General features: G+C 70.8%; 16 protein-coding genes and 1 pseudogene. 4 read left to right on the top strand and 13 right to left on the bottom strand.

Annotated elements, in window-relative coordinates; all coding sequences use genetic code 11:
* Positions 1 to 10: 10 nt before the first annotated feature.
* The 5 genes from ACFC0D_RS34355 to ACFC0D_RS34335 form a co-directional block, all read right to left on the bottom strand.
* Positions 11 to 214, bottom strand: a complete 204-nt coding sequence (locus ACFC0D_RS34355) for an acyl-CoA carboxylase subunit epsilon (RefSeq protein ID WP_329115517.1) — start codon at positions 212 to 214, stop codon at positions 11 to 13.
* Positions 215 to 228: 14 nt separating this feature from the next.
* On the bottom strand, positions 229 to 1,812 hold the full coding sequence (locus ACFC0D_RS34350; protein WP_376444771.1) for an acyl-CoA carboxylase subunit beta: 1,584 nt from the start codon (positions 1,810 to 1,812) through the stop codon (positions 229 to 231).
* Positions 1,813 to 1,967: 155 nt separating this feature from the next.
* The gene (locus ACFC0D_RS34345; protein ID WP_376444768.1) at positions 1,968 to 4,298 is read right to left on the bottom strand and encodes a polysaccharide lyase 8 family protein; all 2,331 of its coding nucleotides are present in this window, start codon (positions 4,296 to 4,298) and stop codon (positions 1,968 to 1,970) included.
* Between the two features lie 91 nt (positions 4,299 to 4,389).
* Entirely contained in the window at positions 4,390 to 8,250 is a 3,861-nt protein-coding gene (locus ACFC0D_RS34340; protein WP_376444765.1) for an endo-alpha-N-acetylgalactosaminidase family protein, read from the bottom strand.
* A gap of 131 nt (positions 8,251 to 8,381) precedes the next feature.
* Entirely contained in the window at positions 8,382 to 8,891 is a 510-nt protein-coding gene (locus ACFC0D_RS34335) for a hypothetical protein (protein ID WP_376444763.1), read from the bottom strand.
* Positions 8,892 to 9,138: 247 nt separating this feature from the next.
* Here ACFC0D_RS34335 and ACFC0D_RS34330 point away from each other — a divergent pair, with 247 nt between their 5' ends.
* The gene (locus tag ACFC0D_RS34330) at positions 9,139 to 9,750 is read left to right on the top strand and encodes a YceI family protein (protein ID WP_376444760.1); all 612 of its coding nucleotides are present in this window, start codon (positions 9,139 to 9,141) and stop codon (positions 9,748 to 9,750) included.
* Between the two features lie 118 nt (positions 9,751 to 9,868).
* On the opposite strand, the gene ACFC0D_RS34325 is transcribed toward ACFC0D_RS34330, so the two are convergent.
* Positions 9,869 to 11,017 (bottom strand): serine hydrolase domain-containing protein, encoded by a 1,149-nt coding sequence (locus tag ACFC0D_RS34325; RefSeq protein ID WP_376444757.1) that lies wholly within the window; start codon positions 11,015 to 11,017, stop codon positions 9,869 to 9,871.
* A gap of 106 nt (positions 11,018 to 11,123) precedes the next feature.
* On the opposite strand from ACFC0D_RS34325, the gene dnaN reads away from it, so the two are divergent.
* The 3 genes from dnaN (at position 11,124) to ACFC0D_RS34310 (ending at position 15,675) form a co-directional block, all read left to right on the top strand.
* Entirely contained in the window at positions 11,124 to 12,242 is a 1,119-nt protein-coding gene (dnaN, locus tag ACFC0D_RS34320) for a DNA polymerase III subunit beta (RefSeq protein ID WP_376444755.1), read from the top strand.
* 425 nt (positions 12,243 to 12,667) lie between these two features.
* Positions 12,668 to 14,086 carry an alpha/beta fold hydrolase gene (locus ACFC0D_RS34315; protein WP_376444752.1) on the top strand — a complete coding sequence of 473 codons (1,419 nt, stop codon included), beginning with the start codon at positions 12,668 to 12,670 and terminating at the stop codon, positions 14,084 to 14,086.
* Complete coding sequence (locus ACFC0D_RS34310; protein WP_376444777.1) at positions 14,086 to 15,675, top strand: alpha/beta fold hydrolase; 1,590 nt, start codon at positions 14,086 to 14,088, stop codon at positions 15,673 to 15,675. Before ACFC0D_RS34315 ends, ACFC0D_RS34310 begins: the two co-directional genes overlap by 1 nt.
* 123 nt (positions 15,676 to 15,798) lie before the next feature.
* Here the strand turns inward: ACFC0D_RS34310 and ACFC0D_RS34305 are convergent, their stop codons facing one another.
* The 7 genes and pseudogenes from ACFC0D_RS34305 to ACFC0D_RS34275 form a co-directional block, all read right to left on the bottom strand.
* Positions 15,799 to 17,142 carry a hypothetical protein gene (locus tag ACFC0D_RS34305; protein ID WP_376444749.1) on the bottom strand — a complete coding sequence of 448 codons (1,344 nt, stop codon included), beginning with the start codon at positions 17,140 to 17,142 and terminating at the stop codon, positions 15,799 to 15,801.
* A 58-nt stretch (positions 17,143 to 17,200) separates the two neighbouring features.
* A complete protein-coding gene (cimA, locus tag ACFC0D_RS34300; RefSeq protein ID WP_376444747.1) occupies positions 17,201 to 18,817 on the bottom strand; it encodes a citramalate synthase in 1,617 nt (538 codons plus the stop codon).
* Positions 18,818 to 19,148: 331 nt separating this feature from the next.
* Entirely contained in the window at positions 19,149 to 20,483 is a 1,335-nt protein-coding gene (locus tag ACFC0D_RS34295) for an MFS transporter (protein ID WP_376444744.1), read from the bottom strand.
* A gap of 75 nt (positions 20,484 to 20,558) precedes the next feature.
* Positions 20,559 to 21,119: a TetR/AcrR family transcriptional regulator gene (locus tag ACFC0D_RS34290; RefSeq protein WP_376444774.1), complete on the bottom strand. Its 561-nt coding sequence runs from the start codon at positions 21,117 to 21,119 to the stop codon at positions 20,559 to 20,561.
* Positions 21,120 to 21,191: 72 nt separating this feature from the next.
* Entirely contained in the window at positions 21,192 to 21,632 is a 441-nt protein-coding gene (locus tag ACFC0D_RS34285) for a hypothetical protein (protein WP_376444742.1), read from the bottom strand.
* Positions 21,633 to 21,675: 43 nt separating this feature from the next.
* Positions 21,676 to 22,692: an agmatine/peptidylarginine deiminase gene (locus ACFC0D_RS34280; RefSeq protein ID WP_376444739.1), complete on the bottom strand. Its 1,017-nt coding sequence runs from the start codon at positions 22,690 to 22,692 to the stop codon at positions 21,676 to 21,678.
* Positions 22,693 to 22,703: 11 nt separating this feature from the next.
* Positions 22,704 to 23,135, bottom strand: a pseudogene (locus ACFC0D_RS34275) (urease subunit alpha); the annotation flags it as partial.

Here is a 23,135-nt window from a genome sequence, read left to right as displayed (position 1 = left end):
GCGTTCGGGGTCAGCCCTGCCAGGAGTGGGAGGGGCGGAAGCCCGACTGGCGCTCCAGGCGGCGCCAGCCGGCCGTGGAGCGGCCGTGCGCGGACGTCTCGGTGGGCTGGGCGGCCGCGCGGGCGAGCAGCACCGCGGTGATGGCGGCCAGCTCCTCGGGGTCGGCGTGGCCCTTCTCGACTCGGAGAAGGTTGGCTGTGGCAGGCGTGGTCACGTCTGTGGCTCCTCTTACTGAGGCGGGTTGCCGTGCTTGCGGGACGGCAGGTCGGCGTGCTTGGTGCGGAGCATGGCGAGGGACCTGATGAGGACCTCCCGCGTCTCTGCGGGGTCGATCACGTCGTCGACCAGTCCGCGCTCCGCCGCGTAGTAGGGGTGCATCAGCTCGGCCTTGTACTCCTTGACCATGCGCGTCCGCATGGCCTCGGAGTCCTCGGCCTCGGCGATCTGCTTGCGGAAGATGACGTTGGCGGCACCTTCGGCGCCCATCACCGCAATCTCATTCGTGGGCCAGGCGTACGTCAGGTCGGCGCCGATGGACTGGGAGTCCATGACGATGTACGCGCCGCCGTACGCCTTGCGCAGGATCAAGCTGATCCGGGGCACGGTCGCGTTGCAGTACGCGTACAGCAGCTTCGCGCCGTGGCGGATGATTCCACCGTGCTCCTGATCAACGCCCGGCAGGAAGCCGGGTACGTCCAAAAGGGTGACGATCGGGATATTGAAAGCATCGCACATCTGGACGAAACGGGCGGCCTTCTCCGAGGCCTCGATGTCCAGGACGCCCGCCAGCGACTGCGGCTGATTGGCGACGATGCCGACGACCTGGCCGTCCAGACGGGCCAGCGCGCAGATGATGTTGCGGGCCCAGCGCTCGTGGATCTCCAGGAAGTCGCCTTCGTCGACGAGCTCCTCGATCACCTTGTGCATGTCGTACGGACGGTTGCCGTCGGCCGGGACCAGGTCGAGCAGGACGTCCGAGCGGCGGTCCGCCGGGTCCTCGGAGGCGACGGTCGGCGGGTTCTCGCGGTTGTTCTGGGGAAGCATCGACAGGAGGTACCGCACCTCGGCGATGCAGGTCTCCTCGTCGTCGTACGCGAAGTGCGCCACGCCGCTCGTCTCGGCGTGCACGTCCGCACCGCCGAGGCCGTTCTGGGTGATCTCCTCACCGGTGACCGCCTTGACGACGTCCGGGCCGGTGATGAACATCTGCGAGGTCTCGCGGACCATGAAGACGAAGTCGGTCAGCGCGGGGCTGTAGGCCGCACCGCCGGCGCACGGGCCGAGCATCACCGAGATCTGCGGGATGACACCCGAGGCGCGGGTGTTGCGCTGGAAGATGCCGCCGTAGCCGGCGAGGGCGGAGACGCCCTCCTGGATACGGGCGCCGGCGCCGTCGTTCAGCGAGACGAGCGGGGCGCCGGACGCGATGGCCATGTCCATGATCTTGTGGATCTTCGTGGCGTGGGCCTCGCCCAGCGCGCCGCCGAAGATCCGGAAGTCGTGCGCGTAGACGAAGACCGTGCGGCCCTCGACCGTGCCCCAGCCGGTGATGACACCGTCGGTGTACGGCTTCTTCGCCTCCAGGCCGAAGCCCGTGGCGCGGTGTCGGCGCAGCTGCTCGACCTCGTTGAAGGAACCCGGGTCGAGCAGCAGCTCGATGCGCTCGCGAGCGGTCAGCTTGCCCTTGGCGTGCTGGGCCTCGGTCGCCCGCTCGCTCGGCCCGCGCCGAGCCTCCTCGCGCAGGGCGTGCAGTTCGGCCACACGGCCACGGGCGTCAGTCGGCTCGCTCGGGATCTGGTCCACAACGGTCATGTACCGACCCTACGAAGTCGACCAAGGAAATCCTGCCGTCCACTCCGTACAGTCTCCCGAGTCGATTCCTGGTGGAGTAAGACAGAACCGTCGACGGGGAGAGCCGAGTCAACAGCCAGACACCCCCCGTGTTTGTAGGCTTTCCACACAAGCCTCTACAGGGCCACCTGTGCGCGGCAGGTGATCCCCGCGGTACCGGGAGTGATCCGCAGCCTCAGCGAGCGGCCGGTCGCGAGCACCTCCACCGAGGGATCGTGGCCGATCACGCGGCGGACCCGCTGGTTCCAGACGAGCTCCAGCGGCCGACCCGTACGCTGCGGCTCGCTGATCCGGAGGTCGAGGACCGAGCGCTGTCGGCGGACCAGGACACTCGCCGGGGCCGTGACCGTCAGGCGCCCCACCGTACCGGCCCGCCACAGGTTCGCGGCCGTGATCCCGAGGGACGGGACGGCGACGGCCTGCCGGTCGGCGGAGTTGTCCAGGATCTCCAGCCAGTCCTCGTCGGCGGCACGGGCGGCCAGGGTGCGCCGGGACGCGCCCGGCATGAGGAGATACGCGTAGGAGGCGCCGGCCGGGTCCGTGCCGTGGTCGAGCCACAGGGTCTGGTAGGTCCGGGTACGGGTCTCGGTGGAGCTGGTGGTGTTGATGTCGCTCCAGGCGCCGGTCCGGTCCTCGCGCAGCGTCCGGAGGTTCGCGGTGCCCTGGGGGAAGACCCAGCCGCCGTGTCCTTCGAGATGTGCCCAGCCCCTTCCGGTGGTGAGCGCCTGGGTGCCTCCCCCACGGTCGTCGCCGAGATTGCGGTTGTCGACGACCGTCTCGACGGGGACGCCGTCGGTGGCCGTGATCCCGGCCCCGAGACAGATCACGGTGTCCGCCGCGCAGAACCAGGACTTACGGGCCTCCAGGGTGGAGTCCAGCCCCTTGAGGTGCTGTCCGACGGCGGCGAACTCGCCGTCGGTGGCTCCGCCGACCCAGGTCGCGGCCGGTTTCGGGGCGCCCCACTCGCCACCCGCGCGGTCGGCGAGGCGCTTGGTGGAGACGGTCGTTCCGGGGAGACGGTAGGGGTCGACGGTGGGCCAGAACCAGTCGGTGTACTGACCGCCCTGGCCGGGCGTCCACCAGGAGAGCATCCCGGCGCCGGTGTGCCAGCCGCGCGGGTTCTCGCCGTTGCCGCACTCGTAGTACGAGATCCGCTCCGAGGCCATGGCGATGTTGGCGGCCCAGCCGGGGCGCCGGTGCACGGCCCGGTCCATGGCGGCGAAGAGGATGTGCCCGGTCGGCTCGGGGGCGGCGGGGACGGGCCCGTCGGCGACCGCGTGCAGCCGGGCGAGGTCGGCGACGCCGAGCTGGCGGGCGGAGAGGATCGGGGAGACGGTGTCCCGCTCGATCCAGCCCTTCACGCGCGCGTGCCACCGCTCGCGCTCGGCGGCGCTCGCTCCGCCCGCGAGCAGGGCCATGGCAGCAATGATTCCCTGGCCGTGGAAGTGGTCGGAGCGCATGACGCGGCGCTCGTCGTTCTTGAGGTAGCCGCGGCTGATGGCACGGCCGTTGACACTGTCCATCATCAGGCCGTCGTAGATCAGGGGCGCGTAGGCCTTCTCGACGCTGTCGAGGATGATCTGCCGGTTCGGGTCGGTGACCGCCCATGTGGATCCGGCGAGCAGGGTGAAGAGCCGCCCGAGGCCGTCGAGCATGACCTGTCCGTACGTGCCCGAGTAGGCGACCCAGGTGTGCTGGACGAACGAGCCGTCGGCGTAGAGGCCGTCGCCCTTGGTCACGTACGGGAAGACGGGCGAGAGGGCGTCGCAGGCGAGGGCGATCTTGGCGGGGTTCGCCCCGACGATGCCGCGCAGGGCGACGGAGCGGCAGAGGTCGACGCGGTTGGCGCCGGTGGAGGTGCCGCTGTAGTCGCCGAGCATCGAGTCCGGGACGAAGTGGTCGACGGCGGCGCAGGCGGCCGCGATCCGCTCGGGTCCGAGCTGCGGGTGGAGCGCGGCGACGATGTCCATGAGGAGGCGGGGGCTGCCGATCTGCCACTCCCACCAGTTTCCGTAGCGAACGGTCGTCGGGTTGTAGATCCGCGCCGAGAGGTGGTCCAGGCCCCGGAGGACGTCGGCGAGCAGGGTCGCGTCGCCGGTGAGCCCGGTGCCGGGCTGGAGGTAGGCCTGCGCCATGGTCCACAGGCGGCTGTAGCTCTGGGTGATGCCGGAGGGCGGGTCGAAGGCGTAGCCCGGCCAGAGGGAGTTGTCGGTGGGGGCCATGGAGGCCCGGAAGGTGCGGGCGAGTTCGCCGGTCTCGGCGAGGCGGGACGCGTACGGCTCGGCGCCGGCATCGAAGCCGGCGCCGAGCTGGATGTCGAGCCAGCGCTGCCGGAGGGTCTCGAACTCACCCTCGGCGGCGCGAGCGTGGCCGGGCAGGGCGAGCGCTGCCGCGGCGGCGGAGGTGACGGTCAGGAAGGTGCGGCGGGACCAGGCGGGAACGGGCACGGAAGCCTCCCGTAGGGAAGTGGTGTAGACCGGTTGGCGACCGGTCTAGCACCCGTTCTCCGACGCAATCAATGAGCACGACAAGCGCTTGCTACCGGGAGCCTCCGCAGTGGAAGCGGGCGTTCCCCCAGTCCGCGTGGTCGTTGCCGTTCCCGTCGCCGCCGTCGCCTGCCACCAGCTCCACGTAGGTGGCACCGGTGACGTCGGCGGTGAGCGACCAGGCGGTGTCAGTGGCCTTCAGGACCGGCGACTTCACCTTCTCCGTGCCGTCGGCGAGGACGCTGAACTGCACCGAGCCACGGCTCGTCTGGACGTCGTCCACGCCGACCTCGGCGGTGACGGAGGTGCACTTCCCGCCCAGGTAGTAGCGGATCGTGGACGGGGCATGGGCACCCAGACCCTTCGCGTACCCCACTCCCCCGATCCTGAGCGGGCCGCCGTCGCCGGTGCCCGTCTCGCCGTTGGACAGGTCGCGCTCGACCGGTCCCCAGCCGTTGGCCGCGGACGTCCAGTCCAGGTCGCTCGCCCAGCTGTCCGTGGTGGGCGGCGGGGGCAGCGTCCGGACGGAGGTGGCGGCGCTCAGCTTCCGCGCCTCTCCCCCGACGGTGTACGTGAGCGCCGAACCGAGCGGGTAGGTCTGGTACTTCGCGTCGACCGGGGGCGTCACCTGCCAGGTGGCGGTGGCCTGGGCGCCCGCCGCGACCGTCCCGAGGGAGACGGGCCCGGCCGGCTCGGCGGTCCAGCCCGCGGGGAGTTCCAGGGCGGCCGTGGCCCCGGCGACGGCGTTCGTCTCGTCGTTGGCGAAGGTGGCCGTGACCTGGTTCGGGCGGCCCGGTTCCAGGGTCTCCGGGGCGGCGAGGGCGAGCGTGCCGCAGGCCGCCTCCTCCGCCGCTGGCCCGAGGTCGGTGACGGTGAAGGAGTCCAGGACGAAGTCGGCTCCGTCGGGGGCGTCGCCGCGCTTGCGCAGTCCGGTCCAGGTGTCACCACATCCGGCGGTCACGGTCTCGGAGAAGTGCCCGGTGGTCCTCTGCTGTCCGACGGGCGTACGACGGGTCTCCACCGCGGTCCCGTTCGTCCGGTCGTAGCCGGTGACCCACTCGTAGGCGCCCGCGTGGCTCGACTGGTAGTCGTACTCGACGCGGTAGCTGCGCCCGTCCTTCATGGGGACGGTCCAGGGCGCGGTCCGGTAGACCAGGCCGCTGTTCTCGTCGTGGGACTTCAGCGATTCGGCGCCACCGAGGACGTCGTCGACGAGCTTCCCGTTCCAGCCGGCCTGGGTGTACGGGGCGTGGAGCTGGGCGATGTGGGTGCGCGGGTCGGTCGTGCCGCCGGAGTCGCCCTTGAGGAAGGGGCCCCAGCCCTGGTCGACGGCCTCGAAGTCCTCGTGCACGAGCGCGCCGGCCTTGGTGGCGGAGTTGTTGGCGACGATCCGGACGTCGTCGATCCGGACGGCCGCCGGGCTGCCGCCCGCGGCCTCGATGCGGAACGTGGTGGAGCCGCTGCCGGGGGCGGTGAAGGCAACCTTGGCGCGCTGGAGGCGGGTGCCGTTCCAGTCGGAGGCGGCGACCCGGTCCTGGACGGCCGAGCGTTCGACGGTGACGGACGCCCCGCCGGCGGAGAGCGTGGTGGGTCGGGTCCTGCCCGCCTCGACCTCGATCAGGGCGGAGGCGGTGTACCGCTTGCCGGGGACGAGGCCGGTGATCTTCTGCTGTACGGACGCGGTGGCCGAGCCGGTCAGCTCGGCGCTGTTGCGGCCCTGGGTGTCGGTGTCACGGGCGACGGTTCCGGTCCTGGTCCAGGCGGAGAGCCTCGCGTCGTTGAAGCCGGGGTCCTGGACCGGGGTTCCCTGGCCCCAGCGGGGGTCGAGCGGCTCGGGTGCGCGGCTCGGGTAGAGGACGTAGGGCTGTCCCGCGGCGGCGTCGAGGGTGATCCTCCCGTCGACGGGGCGCACGGTTCCGGTCTTCACACGGCCGTTGTCGGTGAGTTTGTGGACGGTGTACGAGCCGGTGCCCGGGACGGCCCAGGTGGTGCGGCCGCCCGCCTTGTTGTAGTGGTACAGCTTCTTGCCGCCGTCCCACGGCAGGAGGTAGTTCTCGCCGTCGAGGACCTTGCGTCCGTTGTCGTAGAAGGTGCGACGGCCGTCCTCGACGGTGCCGCGCACACCGCCCGTGAAGGTGATGTCGTTGCCGTTCCAGCGGGTGATCGTCTGCTGCTGGAGGTACTTGGCGGGCAGGTTCTTCTGCCAGATGTTGGCGTAGAAGTGGTTCCAGTCGGTCTCTCCGGTCCAGCCCTCGAAGTCCTCGAGGGCGGTCTGGCCGAGGACCGGGTGGTTGTTCCAGATGTCCTTCTCGCCGTTGCGGATGAAGCGGATGATCTGGGAGTTGAGACCCTTGTTGGTGGCGCCGCCGTAGTTCAGGTCGTTGGCCCAGTGGGACCAGAGCGAGGCCCGCTCGAACTTCTCGGACCACTCGGTGGCGACGTTCCACCCCTGGGCCTGCACGGCCTGCATCGTCTTGTCGGCGATCCAGCCGTGCGTGTAGTAGACGTCGATGTAGAGCATCGACAGGTTGGGGTCGGTCTCGTCGCGCAGCTGCTGGAAGCGGCGGGCGAGGTCACCGCTGTTGATGTCCCGACGCTGGTCGATGTAGTAGCTCTGGTTGAGCCAGTTCCAGCCCGGCTTGGTCCTGTCCACGAGGGTCTCGCTGAAGTTCTTCGCCTCGGGGTACGACTCGGTGGCGTTGACGTGGACGCCGAAGCCGGCGCCCCACTTCTTCCCCTCCTTCAGCAGCTTGTTGAGGTCGTCGAGGCCGCCGGCGCGCTTGTTGTAGTTTCCGCCGTAGTCGGGGTGCGCGGAGTCGTGGCCCTCGGAGCCGTACCCCTTGAGCAGGGCGAACTGGCCGAGTCCGTCGGTGGCGAGCGAGATCCGTTTGACGTCGTCGAGGGTGCGCAAGAAGGGGTGGGTGGCCTGGGAGGCGAAGTTGAACGGGATGTGGGCGATGACCCGGTCGGGGGTCTGACCGCTGCCCGGGGCCTTGACTCCGATCGCGCGGAAGGCGAGGGCGCCGTCCTGCCAGTCGGTCTTCCCGTCGGCGTTGGCGTCGGGGGTGACGACGACCTTGGCCCAGGGGAGGTTGTCGCCGCTCTCGGGCCGCGGGGCTCCGGCGCCGTGGTAGGTCCACTGGCCGGACCAGACGCCGACGCGGGTCTCGGTCGCCGTCCTGCGGGCCTGGTGCCAGAAGCGGGCGCCGTCGCGGGCGCTGGGTCCCGCGGGCTTGTCGTAGCTGGAGTTGGACTCGACGGCGGCGGCGAGCCGGCCGGTGTTGACGAGTGCGTAGCTCGCCCCGACGGGCGCGCTCTCGGCTGCGGTGGCGTCGGTGACCTTGGCGAAGACGTCGGCGGTACGGGTGGAGTCGGGGTCGAGCCGGGTGAAGGCGGTCTCCGCGCCGGCGTCGGCCGAGCCGACGGAGACGAGGTCGTGGCCGGGTATGTCGAGGGTGCCGACCCGGAAGCTCTCGGTGTCGCGGACGGCGGTGACCTTGAACGTGGTGGCCCGGCCGCGGACGCTCAGGGTCGCGTCGATCTCGACACCGGTCAGGGCGGGGAAGGTGAGGGTGTACGCCGCGCTGGTGGCGGTCAGGGCGGGGGCGCCCTTGGTCTGGACCGCGTACGCCGTGCCATTGAGGACGATCTCGGTGACCGGGGCCGTGCTGCCGAGCAGACGGGCGCCGGTGGCGCGGTCGGTGTACGAGAGGACGCGCGGGAAGTCCTCGGCGACGGCGACGGAGAGCTGGTCGGAGCCGATGACGGCCTCGGCGCCGGCGCCGGCCGGGGCCTCGGAGGCGGCGCCTGCGGGGGCCGTGGCGAGAGCGGGCCCGGCCAGGGCGAACACGGCCGACGACGCGACGGCGAGCGCGCAGACCGCACGGATTCTTCGGGACTCGGGGAGGGACATGCGCACTAGTTGGCCCCTGCCCGCCGGGCACCGTCAACGAGATCGTGCCCCGGCGGCCCCGGCAGTCCAAGAACCCCCTTCGGTTAGTCCAAGTGACCACCGGAGGGGGCTTCTTGGCGCCGGAACGGCGGTCAGCAGCCGCCGCAGTTGTAGAAGGTCACGTCCCAGTGGTTGCCCTCGTCGGCGTAGATGTTCCCGGCGCCGGACTTCCACTGCGGAGCGCCGTCCCCGCGCACCCCGATGTACGTGAAGGTGTTCTTGATGTAGTTGCCGACGCAGGTGTACTTGCTGAAGTCGAGCTTGTAGCCGTTCCAGTGCGAGTACGTGCCACCGGCGTGGCCCGTCTCGGTACCGCCGGTGATGTTCAGCGCGCAGCCGCTGGCACTCCTGAGGGTCTGCGCACCCTGCGCCGTGGCGAGGTTGAGCTGCTCGAACGAGGTGCACGTCGGGTTGTTGCGGTTGGAGCAGCCGCCGGACGACGACCAGGTGATGCCGGAGTTACGGAACATCGAGGTCGCGGTGGCGTGGCTGATCTTGGTGGCGGCCTGGGCTTCGGTGGCGCCGCCCAGGACGCCGACGCCGGGGGCGAAGAGGGCGCCGAGGACAAGAGCGAGCGTGGTGAGGACGGAGCGGAGCTTCATCGGGGGTTGCCTCCTGCTGGTGACCGTGTCGGTTGGGACGGCTGTGCAGGTGGAGCAGGGAGATGGTGCCGCAGTTCTACGCGCGTCCGCCAGAGGGCCTCGACGTCTTTCGGGCGAACCGGAGGAAACATCGCACAGAGATGTTGAAAGTTGAACGGAATAGGGTTACTGTCGTTCTCGTTGAAGCTTCAACAAAGGCAATCCAGCCTCCGCGCCACATCCGCGCACCGTCCCCAAGGAGCAGGTCATGGGCATCTTCAGCCGCAAGAACGACACCGTCGACACCGCCGTCGCCACCCTCCCCGTCGACCCGGCGCTGGCCGCGCTGACCGGCGACTACACGATCGACCCGGCGCACAGCAGCATCGGCTTCACCGTCCGTCACGCCATGGTCACCAACGTCCGCGGCACCTTCGGCGAGCACGAGGGCACGCTGAAGCTGGACGGCTCGAACCCGGGCGCGTCCACCGCCTCCATCGATGTCAAGATCGCCTCCGTCGACACGGGCATCGGCGACCGCGACGGCCACCTGCGCAGCGGCGACTTCTTCGACGCCGAGCAGTTCCCGCTGATGACCTTCCGCTCCACGGAGGCCGCGCAGCTGGGCGGCGACAAGTACCGCGTGACCGGAGACCTCACGATCAAGGACGTGACGAAGGCGCTCTCCATCGACCTGGAGTTCAACGGCACGGCCACGGACCCCTACGGCAACGAGCGCATCGGCTTCGAGGGCTCGGCCGAGATCCTGCGCTCCGACTGGGGCCTGACCTGGAACGCGGCCCTGGAGACCGGCGGCGTGGTGGTCAGCGACAAGGTGAAGCTGAACTTCGACATCTCCGCGATCAAGAACGCCGCCTGAGCCTTCGGCCGTCCGAAGAGCTCGTCCGGCTCATCCCGCACCACGAGCGCGCCCGCCTCTCCGTCACGACGGAGGGCGGGCGCTCGGCGTTCCCCGGGGTCTCCGGTGGGCTTCCCGGTCAGACGGCTTCTGCCGCTCGCACCACCGCCGGAATCAGGCGGTCGTTCTCCGGGGCGCCGGGGCCGGACATGAAGCCGAAGCGCCGGCGGGTGTAGCTGTACGCGAGACCGGTGGACGGGTCCGCGAAGGCCTGGGAGCCGGGGGCACCGCTGTGGCCGATCGCGACGGGGCTCAGCACGGGGTGGCGGGTGGCCATCGGGACGAAGCCGAGCCCGAAGGCGTTCTCGGCGCCCGTCACCAGATCGGTGCCGGAGGAGTGGATCCGGGCCACCTCGGCGAGGGTGTCCGGCTTCAGGAGCGGGGGCCGCCCGTCGAGCTCGCCCGCGATCGCCGCGTACATCCGCGCCAGGCCCCGCGCGGAGCCGATACCGCCACCGGAGAGCGGCGCCTTGACCCGTACCGTACGGGAGTTGGCGTACGCGACCAGGTCCAGCGGCGGGTCGGTGTGGAAGCCGAAGGCGACGGCCATGAGACTGTCCGGGGCGATCGGATTCGCGGCCAGCAGCGCCTGCTGCGCGGGGGTGGGCCGCATGGGCAGCGCGGGGCGGAAGCGGGGCTCCAGCTCCTCGGGTAGTCCGAGGTAGTAGTCCAGGGCGTACGGGGCCCGGACCCGCTCCTCGAAGTGCTCCTGGATCGTGCGGCCGGTGGCCCTGCGCACCACCTCACCGACCAGCGCGCCGATGACGAGGGCGTGGTAGCCGTGGCCGGTGTCCGGCTCCCAGAAGGGTCGCCGGCCCGCGAGCCGCTCGGCGACCACCCGGTCGTCGGCGAGTTCGTCGAGACTGAATCCGCCGTCGGCCCCGATCACGCCCGAACGGTGGGCCAGAAGCTGGCGGAACGTGAGCCGCCCCTTGCCCTCGGCGGCGAACTCCGGCCACCAGGAGGCGACTTCGCGGTCCAGTTCGAGCACGCCGTCCTGCACGAGGAGCGCGGCGATCAGCGCCATCGCCCCCTTGGAGGACGAGTACAGGCCGAGGAGCGAGTCTCCGTCGACCCCGTCACCGCCCCACAGGTCGACGACCTGCCGGCCCCGGTGGTAGACGGCGAGCTGGGCGCCGCCGTCCCTCGCCTCGTTCGCGGCGACGCGCCCGAACTCCTCGCGTACGGACTCGAATCCGGCCTCCACGGTGCCGTGGACGTCACTCATCACGCTCTCCCCCTGGCTTGTCACGAAGACGTTCGCGGGGAAGAACGATCAACGGCACCGAGAACTTCCCGAGGCGTTGTCAGTGGGCGCCGCTAGCGTCGGTTCCATGGAATTCCGTATCGACAGCAGCGTGTTGACCGACGCGGTGGCCTGGGCTGCCCGCGTCCTGCCCGCCAGGTCGCCCGTGCCGGTGCTCGGCGGGCTGCTCCTGGAGGCGAGCGACGGCCGGCTGCGTGTCTCCGGTCTCGACTACGAGGCGTCGGCGCGCATCGAGGTCGAGGCGGATACCGCGCTGGAGGGCCGGGCGCTGGTCCTCGGGCGGCGGCTGCTCGACATCTGCAAGGTGCTGCCCCGGGGTGTCGTGGAGTGCGTGGTCGAAGGGGCGCGCCTCTCGGTGACCGGCGGGGAGGCCCGCTTCGGGCTCTCCCTGCTGCCGTTGGACGACTATCCGGCCCAGCCGGGGCTGCCCGCGTTCCGGGGCATGGTGGACGCCGACGCGTTCGCGGTGGCCGTCGGACAGGTGGCGGTGGCGGCGGGCCGGGACGACTCGCTGCCGGTCCTGACGGGGATAAGGCTGGCCCTCGACGGTACGACGATGACGCTGGCCGCGACCGACCGCTACCGCTACGCGGTCCGCACGCTGGAGTGGAAGCCGGAGGGCGACGCGGACGCGGTGTCCGAGGAGGCCGAGGGCGCGGACGTGGTCGTGCCGGCGCGCCGGCTGACCGAGATCGCCCGCTCCCTGACGACGGCGGGGCCGGTCCGTCTGGCCCTGGACGGCGGTTCGATCGGCTTCGAGAGCGAGGGGACGCGGACGACGACCCGGCTGCTCGACGGCCGGCTCCCCCGCCACGACAAGCTCTTCTCCCTGGGCGAGCACGCCGTCGCCGTGACCGACCGGGCTCCGCTGCTCGAGGCCGTGAAGCGGGTTGCGGTGGTCGCGGAGGGCGACAGCCCGGTCCAGCTCGCCTTCGCCGACGGCACCGTCCAACTCCAGGCCGGATACGAGGACGACGTGGCCTCCCAGCGGCTCCCGGCGCTGCTGGAGGGAGCGGAGTCGATGACGGTCGCGTTCAACCCCGGGTATCTCCTGGACGCGCTCGGCTCCTTCGACACCGAATCCGTCCGTATCCACCTGCTCGGACCGGGCCAGCGCGCCCTGATCACCGACCGGGAGGACGGAGTCCACCAGCACCTGCTGATGTCGGTGAAGCCTCTGGTGTAGCTCCTGCCCCGCTCTCCGTGGTGACCGCCCTCGGGGTGACGTCGACGCCCCAAGTGGAGCCCACGAGTGGTGGGCCACTTCCCGCACGCTCAGGCTGACGTACGCAGTGCCCGCCCCGATCATGCGGCGGCAGGCTGAGCCACGCGACGTCGCCCCGGTCGGGGCGGGTGGGGACGTCAGAGAGACGGGATCTCATGACGGAGCAGGGCACCGGAACAGGCCGCCTGCCGCTCGCCCGCGGGAGCGACAGGTCGGTACGAAGGCGGACGCAGCACCGCTACCCACCGCGACGCGCCCGCCGGTCGCCCGCCCGGGTCGCGCTCGTCGCGGCCGGGTTGGCATTCCTGGGCGCGTTCGGTCAGACACCGAGCAATGCCGCGCCGCCCCCCTTCGACGGGCCCCGTCCGGGAGGGCCTGCGCGCTTCGTGCCCGGTCCCTGCCCGGAGGCGCCCGAACAGATCACCGGACGGTGCGGGGTCCTGGAGGTGCCCGAGAACCGTCGACACCGCGGTGGACGGACCATCAAGCTGGCCGTCGCCATCATTCCGGCCACGTCGACGAAACCGGCCCGGGACCCGGTGGTGTTCATGGAGGGAGGTCCCGGCGGCGACGCGATCGGGGCCATCCCCTTCCTGATCGACTCCGGCGTGAACCGGGATCGCGACCTGATCGTCATGACCCAGCGCGGCGGGCCCTACTCACAGCCGTACCTCGCCTGCCCGGAGATCGACCGGTTCAACGCGAGCGCCGTCGGGCTGCCCTACGACGCGCCCTCGACCGGCCGGCTCCTGGTACGAGCGGCGAAGGAGTGCCGGGACCGTCTGACGGCCGACGGAATCCGGCTGAGCAGCTACAACACCACCGAGAACGCCGCCGACTTCGCCGATTTGCGCAAGGCGCTCGGCATCAAGCAGTGGAACGTCTACGGCTACTCCTACGGCACCGACCTGGCCCTCACCTACCTGCGTCAGCACCCCGACGGGATCCGCTCGGTGACCATCGACTCGGTCGTGCCGCCACAGATCGTGAGCCTGCCGTGGGCCTGGGACAGCGCCCAGGAGGGGATCAACACGATCTTCGCGGCGTGCGAGGCCCAGCCGAGCTGCAAGAGCCGCTACCCGAATCTCTCCCGCACGCTCACGGAGCAGGTCCGGCGCCTCGAGGCGAACCCCCTGACGCTGACGGTGGAGCCGCCCGGGGGCGGCAGCCCGGTGAAGGTCGTTCTCGACGGGGGCGCGCTGGTGAACCTGCTGGTCACCAACGGCGGCGCCCTGCCGGCCGCCGTGGTCCCCGCGGCGCTCGACGAACTCGCCCGCGGCAATCCGGAACGCCTGGCGCAGGCACAGGCCGCCGGCGCGGCGCTGCCCGCCGTCCCCCAGGCCTACGGTCTGACGCATTCGGTGGTGTGTGCCGAGTGGGCTCCGGGCTTCACGAAGTCCGACGTCCTGGAGGCGGGACGCCGGGCGTTCCCCGGGTGGCCGGACACGGTCCTGGCCCATGCGCCGCAGCTGCCCTTCGAGTACGACCTGTGTCGCGTCTGGAACGTCCCCGACCGCACCCCGATCCAGCGGGTGACCACCTTCAGCAAGGTGCCGACGCTGATCATCTCCGGATCGTTCGACGCGAAGACGGGCGCGAGCTGGGGGCCGTTCGCCGGCCGCACGCTGCCCCGCTCGACCGCCGTGGTGATTCCCGGGATCGGCCACTTCGTGGTCCCCCAGTCGCCCTGTGCGCAGAGCGTCCTGGCTTCCTTCCTCGCGCGTCCGACCTCGCCCGACACCGGGTGCGTGGCGGGACTCGCACCGGGTCCGTTCACCATCACCCCTGAACCGGAGAACGCATGATGTCCCTCAGCCCACCCAGACACCGGCGCGTGGCGCGCCGGTTCCCGGCCACGCTGGCCGGAGCCACGGTCGGTGCCCTCGTCATCGGCCTGGCCGCGATGCCCGTCCGAGCCGAGTCCGGCGACGGAGCGCCGCTCGGCACCGTCGCCCGGACGGCGGGCGACGCCCGCTTCGAGCCCGGCCCCTGCCCCAGGACGGCGGACCCGATCCCCGATCTGGAGCGCGCCCGCTGCGGAACGCTCACCGTCCCCGAGAAGCGCTCCCACCGCAAGGGACGGAAGATCACCCTCGCGGTCGCGATCATCCCGGCGGTCACCAGCAGACCGGCACCCGACCCGATCGTGTGGCTCGCGGGCGGGCCCGGCGACGACGCGGTCTCCGAGATCCCGATGGCGGTCTCCGGCGGTCTGAACAGCGACCGCGACGTGATCTTCATGTCCCAGCGCGGGACCTACTCGGCCGACCCGGAGCTCACCTGCCGGAACGTCGACGAGTTCGTCGCGAACAACCTCGATCTCGTCTTCGGTGCGCCGTCCACCGGACGCCTGCACGTCGAGGAGACGCGGAAGTGCCGCGACCAGCTGGTGAGCCGCGGGGCCGACCTCAGCGCCTACAACGGCACCGAGAGTTCCGCCGACTACGACGGCCTGCGCAAGGCACTGGGCATCAGGCAGTGGAACGTGTTCGGCATCTCCTACGGCACCGACCTGGCCCTCCAGTACATGCGCCTGCACCCCAAGGGCATCCGGTCGGTCGGCATCGACGGCGTCCTGCCGCCGTCCCTGGCCGGCGGGGCCGTGACCTGGAAGGCCGCGCGAGAGGGCTTCGACAGCATCTTCAAGACATGCGCGGAGCAGCCCGCCTGCAACACCCGGTATCCGAACCTCAAGGCCACCTTCGAGCGCCTCGTGGTCGAGCTCGAGGCCCGACCGATCACCACCACCGTCACGGTCCCGGACCACCCGGAACCGGTGAAGATCACGCTGGACGGCGGCCTCCTGGTGAACTGGCTGACCTTCGCCAGCCATCTCGCGGCCGGAGTGCCCCGCTCCATCGACGAACTGGCCCACGGCAACCCGCAGCGGATCGCCGAGCAGTACGCGGGCGGAAAGCTCAGCCCACAGGCCATCGGGAGGGTCTCCCACGGGCTCGTCTTCGGCGTCTTCTGCCGCGAGTGGACACCGTTCGAGAGCGAGGCCGACGTGATCCGTGCCGGACGGCGCGCGTTCCCGTCGTTCCCCCGCTCGGTGCTGGCCAACGCTCCGCTTCTCAGCTGGATGCACGCGGACTGCCGCGCCTGGAACGTCCCCCCGGCGGACCCCTCGATCCGGCAGCGGACGTACAGCGACATCCCGACGCTCGTCCTGTCCGGCGGGTTCGACTCCCAGACCGCGCCGAGCAGCGGGCCGTACGCCGCCCGTACGCTGAGCCGGTCCACCGCCGTCACGGTCCCCTACGTGGCACATGTCGTCTTCGCCGACTCGCCGTGCGCGCAGACGATCACCCGCTCGTTCTTCAACACGCCGACCGAGCCGGACACGGGATGCCTCGCCGGTCTCCAGCCGCCCGTGTTCGAGATCGGGACGTGAGGTCCGGGCGGCCGTCCTCCCCTGGGGTCGGCCGCCCACACCGGCCGGGCGAATCGCGCGGGCCAGGTGGACGCACGGGTGGGCGGATCGCGCCGGTCGCCCGGATCTCACCGATCGGGCCGTCTAGAACCCGCCGCCGCCGAAGTCCCCGCCTCCTCCGAAGTCGCCGAAGCCGCCGCCACCGCCGAAGTCGCTCGACCCGAAGTCGCCGGAGCTGAAGTCGCCCCCGGAGAAGTCGCCGCCCTCGAACTCCCCGCCGCCGTACTCGGAGGCGTAGGCCGGGGTGGCGAGCATCGAGCCGAGCAGGGTGCCGGCGAGGAGGCCGGGAAGCATTCCGCCGCCGAAGTATCCGCCGGCCCACGGGCCGTACGCCGGTCCCGCCTCCCAGTACGGGCGGCGGCCGTCGTAGGTGTCGACGGTACGGGCCAGGGGGTCCTGCCCGTCGTCGAGGCGGGCGGCGTCGGCGGCGCAGACCGGGACCTCGCGGGCGGCGCCGCCCGCCGGGGTCCAGGTCCGGTCCTCGAGGGACGGGCCGTGGCGCGGGTCGAAGAAGCAGGGGGGACGGCGCTCGGGCAGTGGCTTGGACTCGCGCCGGGCGGCCAGGACGGCGAGCGAGTAGCGGCCGTCCTCCAGCTGCTGGGTCACCGGCTTGACGTCGTGCGGACGGGTGGCGGAGCCCATCAGCGATTTGGCCTTGTCGTACGAGTCAAGCGCCCGCTCGTAGTCGCCACGCATGGCGTCGTCGGCACCGGCCTCGGCCGGGTGGAAGTCGAGGCGTTCGAGCTCCTCGCCGAAGGCGGTGATGTCCTCGTCGACGACGACCCGGAGCTTCTCCAGGGCCTCGCGCTCCTCGGCCTCCTTGCGGAGCCGCTTGCGGCGGACGACCGTGTACGCGCCCGCGCCTCCGGCGACCACGACCGCGCCGAGGGTGATCAGTCCGGCGACGGGAACGCCGTCGTCGGCGCTCGCCGAGGACCAGGAGGAGGGAGCGGTGCCGTTCATCGTCGGCAGCGCCTGGTCGACGAAGTTGTTCAGCTCGGTGGCGGCGTCCACCCCGGGCTGTCGTACGGAGGTGACCAGGTTGTCCACGGCCTGCGCGGACATCACCGAGCGGTCGGCGGCGGCGTCGAACCCGTCACCGAGCCGGACCGCGTACAGGCCCGTCACCCCGGTCTGGGTGCGCAGATTGCGCAGCAGGTTCTCGGGCGGATACTCGCTGGACGCGGGCAGCACGGCGACGAACAGCGGCTTGTCGGCGTCCTCGATCTTCTGGGCGAGGGCATCCGCCTCGGCCGTCGAGAGCTGGTCCGCGGCGCCCGGATCGACATACACCGGGCCCTGCTTCAGAGCCGCACCGGCGTCCGGAATCCCGGTGATCCCGGCCCCCGCTGAGGGGGCCAGGACCAGGAGCAGCAGCATTGCCAGCCCGGCGAGGGCCGACAGGAGGTGGAACGGCCTGGTCCTCATACCATCGAAAGTACCCCTAATGGGCGTTTGCGAGACATCGAGGACGAAAGGTAATGGCCTACTCCGCGGGGTCGATGCCCAGACGCAGCAGTCCGTAGGTGAACGCGTCCTCCAGCGCCTGCCAGGACGCGGCGATCACGTTCTCGCCGACGCCGACGGTCGACCATTCGGCGTTGCCGTCGCTGGTGGTGATCAGGACGCGGGTCGTGGACTCCGTGCCGTGGCGGCCCTCCAGGATGCGGACCTTGTAGTCGACCAGCTCGAACTTGGCGAGCTGCGGGTAGATCCGCTCCAGGGCCACCCGCATCGCCCGGTCGAGGGCGTTGACGGGACCGTTGCCCTCGGCGGTGGCGACGATGCGCTCACCCTTGGCCCAGAGCTTCACGGTCGCCTCGTTGGCGTGGGTGCCGTCGGGCCGGTCCTCGACGATGGCCCGCCAGGACTCCGTACGGAAGTACCGGCGCGGCCGGCCCTCCACCTCCTCCCGGAGCAACAGCTCGAAGGAGGCGTCGGCGGCCTCGTAGGTGTAACCGGAGAGCTCGCGCTCCTTGACCCGCTCGACGACGCGGGCGACCAGCGCGCGGTCGCCGCCGAGGTCGACACCGAGCTCCTTGCCCTTCAGCTCGATGGAGGCACGGCCGGCCATGTCGGAGACGAGCATCCGCATGGTGTTGCCGACGAGCTCGGGGTCGATGTGCTGGTAGAGGTCGGGGTCGACCTTGATCGCGGAGGCGTGCAGCCCGGCCTTGTGCGCGAAGGCGGAGACGCCCACGTACGGCTGGTGGGTCGAGGGCGTCAGGTTGACGACCTCGGCGATCGCGTGCGAGATCCGGGTCATCTCGGCGAGCGCGCCCTGGGGCAGCACCCGCTTGTCGTACTTCAGCTCCAGGGCCGCGACCACGGGGAAGAGGTTGGCGTTGCCGACCCGCTCGCCGTAGCCGTTGGCGGTGCACTGGACGTGCGTGGCGCCCGCGTCGACGGCGGCGAGGGTGTTGGCGACGGCGCAGCCGGTGTCGTCCTGCGCGTGGATGCCGAGCCGGGCGCCGGTGTCGGCGATGACGGTGGCGACGACGGCCTGGACCTGGGCGGGGAGCATTCCGCCGTTGGTGTCGCAGAGGATCACGACATCGGCGCCGGCTTCGTGCGCGGCGCTGACGACGGCCTTGGCGTACTGCGGGTTGGCCTTGTAGCCGTCGAAGAAGTGCTCGCAGTCGACGAAGACGCGGCGGCCCTGGGAGCGCAGGAAGGAGACGGTGTCACGGACCATCTCCAGGTTCTCGTCCAGGGTGGTGCGCAGCGCGAGTTCCACGTGCCGGTCGTGGGACTTGGCGACCAGCGTGATGACGGGGGCACCGGAGTCGAGCAGTGCCTTGACCTGCGGGTCCTCGGCCGCGTTGCCGCCCGCCCTGCGGGTCGCGCCGAACGCGACGAGCTGCGCGTTCTTGAAGACGATCTCCTGCCGCGCACGGGCGAAGAACTCCGTGTCACGCGGGTTGGCACCGGGCCAGCCGCCCTCGATGAACCCCACTCCGAACTCGTCGAGGTGCCGCGCGATGGTCAGCTTGTCAGCGACGGTGAGGTTGATTCCTTCACGCTGCGCTCCGTCGCGCAGCGTCGTGTCGAAGACATGGAAGCTGTCGTCGAGACGCGGGCTCTCGTCGGTCTCCGTGGTCATGGCTGTGATGGCTCCTGTCGGATGTGGCTCCGGAAGGTCTGGATCCACTTGCCCCCATTCTCACGCGCTGTCCGTTTCCGACGATGGTGGGGCCGGAAAACGAAAAAACCTCTCGCGGGTGCGAGAGGTCTGCGCGCGGGTCTGGGGCACGGTGTCCACTGCCGCGGGGGTCGAGTCGCGGTTCAGCGGTCACTGCGGACCGGCGCGCTGCTGCCCATAATCATCGTGGTAGCGAGCACGTCCGCAGTCTGCCACACCCCTGCGCCCCGCGGGATGCGGGTCTCAGGATGCGGGCAGCCCCGACGGGCGGGGCCCGTCGGGGCCGGGTCGGTCAGTGCGTGGACGCGGGCGCGGCGTCCGTCGCTGTCCGCGCCGGGGCCTCGGCCGTCCTGCCCACCCTCCCCAGGTCGATGTCCCGGGTCTCGCGCATCGTCAGGTAGACGATCAGCGAGACGGCCGCGCAGCCCGCCACGTACCAGTAGAAGCCGGACTCCATCCCCGCGTCCTTGAACCACAGCGCCACGTATTCCGCCGTCCCGCCGAAGAGCGCGTTGGCGATGGCGTACGGCAGGGCGACGCCGAGCGCCCGGATGCCGGTCGGGAAGAGTTCCGCCTTCACGCACGCGTTGATCGACGTGTAGCCGGTGATGACGACCAGCGCGAGGAGGGAGAGGCCGAGTGCCGGCCAGAAGGAGCCCGCCTTCTGGAGCATCGTCATGATCGGCACGGTCAGGAAGGTGGAACCGACCGCGAAGGTGATGAGGAGCGGGCGGCGGCCGATCCTGTCCGACAGTCGGCCCGCGAGCGGCTGCAGGCAGGCGAAGACGATCAGCGCGCAGAACGAGACCAGGGTCGCCGTCTGCTTGGGCAGCCCCGCGGAGTTGGAGAGGTACTTCGTCAGATAGGTGGTGTACGTGTAGTAGGCCACCGTGCCGCCCATGGTGAGGGCGATGACGAGGAACGCCTCACGCCTGTGCGCCCACAGCGCCTTGAGCGTGCCCTTCTCGCCGCCCGCCACACCGTCGTCCGCCGTCTCCTCGTACACCTCCGTCTCCAGCATGTTGCGCCGCAGATAGAAGACGACCGCCGCGCCCAGCGCGCCGATGATGAACGGAATGCGCCAGCCCCAGCTGTGCAGCGCCTCGGTGGACATCGTGCGCTGGAGGACGATCTGCAGGCCGAGGCCCAGGATCTGGCCGGCCGTCATCGACACGTACTGGAAGCTGGAGGCGAAGCCGCGGTGCTGCGGCGCGGAGGCCTCGGTCAGATAGGTCGCGCTGGCCGCGTACTCGCCGCCGACCGAGAGGCCCTGGAGGAGCCGGGCGATCAGCAGGACCGCGGCGCCGCCGTAGCCCGCGACGGAGTACGTCGGCGCGACGGCGATCAGTACGGCCGAGGCGGACATCAGCGTCACGGTGAGGGTGAGCGCCGCCTTGCGGCCCTTGCGGTCGCCGACCCGGCCGAGCAGCCAGCCACCGACGGGGCGCATGAAGAAGCCGACGGCGAAGATGCCGGCGGTGTTCATGAGCTTGGCGGTGTCATTGCCCTCGGGGAAGAACGCCCCCGCGAAATACGTCGCGAAACTCGCGTACACGAACCAGTCGAACCACTCGACCATGTTGCCGGCCGAGCCGACCCAGATCTTCTTCCAGTGCTCTCGTCCCATGGAGCGGAACCGTGCCGGAGATCAAGTCGACGCAACAAGGGTGTAGCACGCAACGATCAGGAGTACTTACGTGCGTTACGGTCGCAGCAACAAGGTTTCGGCGACGAATTCCCGTACGTGCGCGAGAACTTGATCCCGCCCGGTGCCGGGGATGCCGACCGCGACATGGACGCTGAAACCGTCGAGCAGTGCCCGCATCCGGGCCGCGTACCGGTCCGGGTCGACCGACCGGAACTCGCCGCGCGAGACCCCCTCGGCGATCAGCGCGACGAGATCCCGGTGCCAGGCACCCTCGATGGCGGCCTGGCGGGCACGGGCGTCGTCGTCGGCGTTCTGGGACCGGTTCCAGACCTCGAGCCAGAGGGTCCAGTGGGGGTCGCGGGGGCCGTCGGGGACGTAGACGTCGATGTAGCCGTCGAGCCGCTCGCGGGCGCTGCCGGGACGGGAGAGCAGCGCGCTCCGCTCGGCGCCGAGCCGCCCCTCGCTCCACTCCAGGGTCTGCAGCAGCAGCTCGTCCTTGGTGCGGAAGTAGTAGAGCAGGTGCCCGCTGCTCATCCCGACCTCGCGCCCGAGCCCGGCCATGGTCAGCCCGTCGAGTCCGCGCTCGGCGATGGTGTCCATGGCGGCGGCGAGCAGCTCCTCACGGGGAGGGGCGGCGTTGTTGCGACGCCGGGGTCCGGCGGGGTTGATGCGGGTCACTCGTCTGTTCTACCTCACGCTCCCGTCGCCGTTCCGACCGAAGGCGGCCTCCAGGACGGCGGGGAGGTCCTCGGCGGGCACGGTCGCCCGCAGCTCCGCGAACACGGGCCCGAACCGCTCGTCGTCGATCACGCCGAGGTACTCCTCGCGCAGCCCGCGGATGATCTCGACGAGTTCGGGCCTCAGCCCCATCCACCCCCGCGAGGTGCGGATCTCCTCGTCCACGTGCTCCATGAACCAGCGCATGACGTCGTAGGGGATCCGGTGGTGCCCCGACACGGGGTCGACGCATACGGTCGGCTCCCGCGCAGGGTCCTCGTCGGGCACGACGGCGATCAGCACGGTCCGGTTGTCGGCGACGTGGTCGAGTTCCAGGTACCAGGCGTCATCCGGTACGGAGTACAGGATCTGGAGCGCGTAGTCGGTGCCCTCGTGGGAGATCAGCGGCATGGCCGCAGGCTGTCACGCCGCCTGCGGCCGTCGCCAAGGGATTTCAGACCTTCGGCTGCTGCTGCGTGATGCAGTGGATGCCGCCGCCGCCCGCGAAGATGGCCCGCGCGTCGACCAGCGTGACGATCCGCTCCGGGAACAGCCGGCGGAAGATGCCCGCCGCGATCTCGTCGTTGGGGTCGTCGAAGCCGCAGAGCACCACGCCGCCGTTGCAGAGGTAGTGGTTGATGTACGAGTAGTCGACCCAGTCGCCCTCCTCGTCCTTCAGGACGGTCGGCGCCGGGATCTCCACGACCTCCAGCTGCCGGCCCTTCGCGTCCGTCTGGCGGCTGAGGATGTCGACGTACATCCGGGAGCGCTCGTGGTCCGGGTGGCCCGGGTCCTGCTGGCTGTGGACGACCACGACGCCGGGCTTGGCGAAGGCGGCGACGATGTCGACATGGCCCTGGGTGCCGTAGAGGCCGTAGTCACCGGACAGGCCGTGCGGGAGCCAGATCGCCTTCGTCGTGCCGAGCTTCGCGTGGATCTCCGCCTCGACCTCCGCCCGGGTCCACTCGGGGTTGCGGCCGGAGCCGAGCTGGACGGTGTCGGTCAGCAGGACCGTTCCCTCACCGTCGACATGGATCGCGCCGCCCTCGTTCACGAGCGGGCTGCTCAGCACCGGCACGTCGATCAGGTCGGCCACATGGCGGGCGATCTTGGAGTCGTGCTCCCAGCGGGCCCAGTCCTGCGCGCCCCAGCCGTTGAACACCCAGTCCACGGCCGCGAGCTCGGAGCCGTCGGTGACGAACGTCGGGCCGATGTCCCGCATCCAGGCGTCGTCCAGCTCGCGCTCGACCACGTCGACCGCGTCGCCGAGCAGCTCGCGCGCGAAGTCCAGTTGGCCGGGTCCGACCACCATGGTCACCGGCTCGAAGCGGCGTACGGCGCGGGCCACGGACGCCCAGGCCCTACGGGCCTCGGTCAGCTCCTCGTCGTTGGTGAAGGTGGGGTTCGGGCCGGGCCAGGCCATCCACGTGCGCTCGTGGGGGGCCCACTCGGGCGGCATTCGGAAGGTCATGGGAGCAGTCCTCAGAGGAAGTAGAGACGGTTCAGGGAGATGGAGTCGGCCGGCTCGGAGCGGATCGGTTCGCCGTCCAGCGATACGAGTCCGGTCCGGCCGTCCACCCCCACCTGGCCGATACGGGAGTTCAGAAGCAGGTTTCCGGGGCCGATGCCGCGGGTGCCGCGGACGGCGACCCGGCGGCGGCGGGTCGGCATCGCGTCGGAGCCGAGGTCCACGGCCGCTTGGGCGACGAAGGCGACCGAGATGTCGGCCGGGGTCGCTCCATGGGCTCCGAACAGCGGTCCGAGGACGAGCGGTTCGCAGGTGTCGGTGGCCGCGTTCGGATCGCCCACGACCCCCCACGCGGGGAAGCCGTTCTTGATGACCATCTGCGGTTTGGCGCCGAAGTACTCGGGGCGCCAGAGCACGATGTCGGCCATCTTGCCGACCTCGATCGA

It is taken from the genome of Streptomyces sp. NPDC056222 (assembly GCF_042264065.1).
Taxonomy (GTDB): Bacteria; Actinomycetota; Actinomycetes; order Streptomycetales; family Streptomycetaceae; genus Streptomyces.
Note: the sequence above shows the minus strand (reverse complement) of the source record. Positions and strands in the feature narration are given on the sequence as shown.

Bases quoted from the DNA above. Each gene is read 5' to 3' on its own strand.
- ACFC0D_RS34350 (WP_376444771.1), bottom strand. From the start codon at position 1,812: ATGACCGTTGTGGACCAGATCCCGAGCGAGCCGACTGACGCCCGTGGC.
- ACFC0D_RS34340 (WP_376444765.1), bottom strand. From the start codon at position 8,250: ATGTCCCTCCCCGAGTCCCGAAGAATCCGTGCGGTCTGCGCGCTCGCC.
- ACFC0D_RS34335 (WP_376444763.1), bottom strand. From the start codon at position 8,891: ATGAAGCTCCGCTCCGTCCTCACCACGCTCGCTCTTGTCCTCGGCGCC.
- ACFC0D_RS34330 (WP_376444760.1), top strand. From the start codon at position 9,139: ATGGGCATCTTCAGCCGCAAGAACGACACCGTCGACACCGCCGTCGCC.
- ACFC0D_RS34325 (WP_376444757.1), bottom strand. From the start codon at position 11,017: ATGAGTGACGTCCACGGCACCGTGGAGGCCGGATTCGAGTCCGTACGC.
- dnaN (WP_376444755.1), top strand. From the start codon at position 11,124: ATGGAATTCCGTATCGACAGCAGCGTGTTGACCGACGCGGTGGCCTGG.
- ACFC0D_RS34310 (WP_376444777.1), top strand. From the start codon at position 14,086: ATGTCCCTCAGCCCACCCAGACACCGGCGCGTGGCGCGCCGGTTCCCG.
- ACFC0D_RS34305 (WP_376444749.1), bottom strand. From the start codon at position 17,142: ATGAGGACCAGGCCGTTCCACCTCCTGTCGGCCCTCGCCGGGCTGGCA.
- cimA (WP_376444747.1), bottom strand. From the start codon at position 18,817: ATGACCACGGAGACCGACGAGAGCCCGCGTCTCGACGACAGCTTCCAT.
- ACFC0D_RS34295 (WP_376444744.1), bottom strand. From the start codon at position 20,483: ATGGGACGAGAGCACTGGAAGAAGATCTGGGTCGGCTCGGCCGGCAAC.
- ACFC0D_RS34285 (WP_376444742.1), bottom strand. From the start codon at position 21,632: ATGCCGCTGATCTCCCACGAGGGCACCGACTACGCGCTCCAGATCCTG.
- ACFC0D_RS34280 (WP_376444739.1), bottom strand. From the start codon at position 22,692: ATGACCTTCCGAATGCCGCCCGAGTGGGCCCCCCACGAGCGCACGTGG.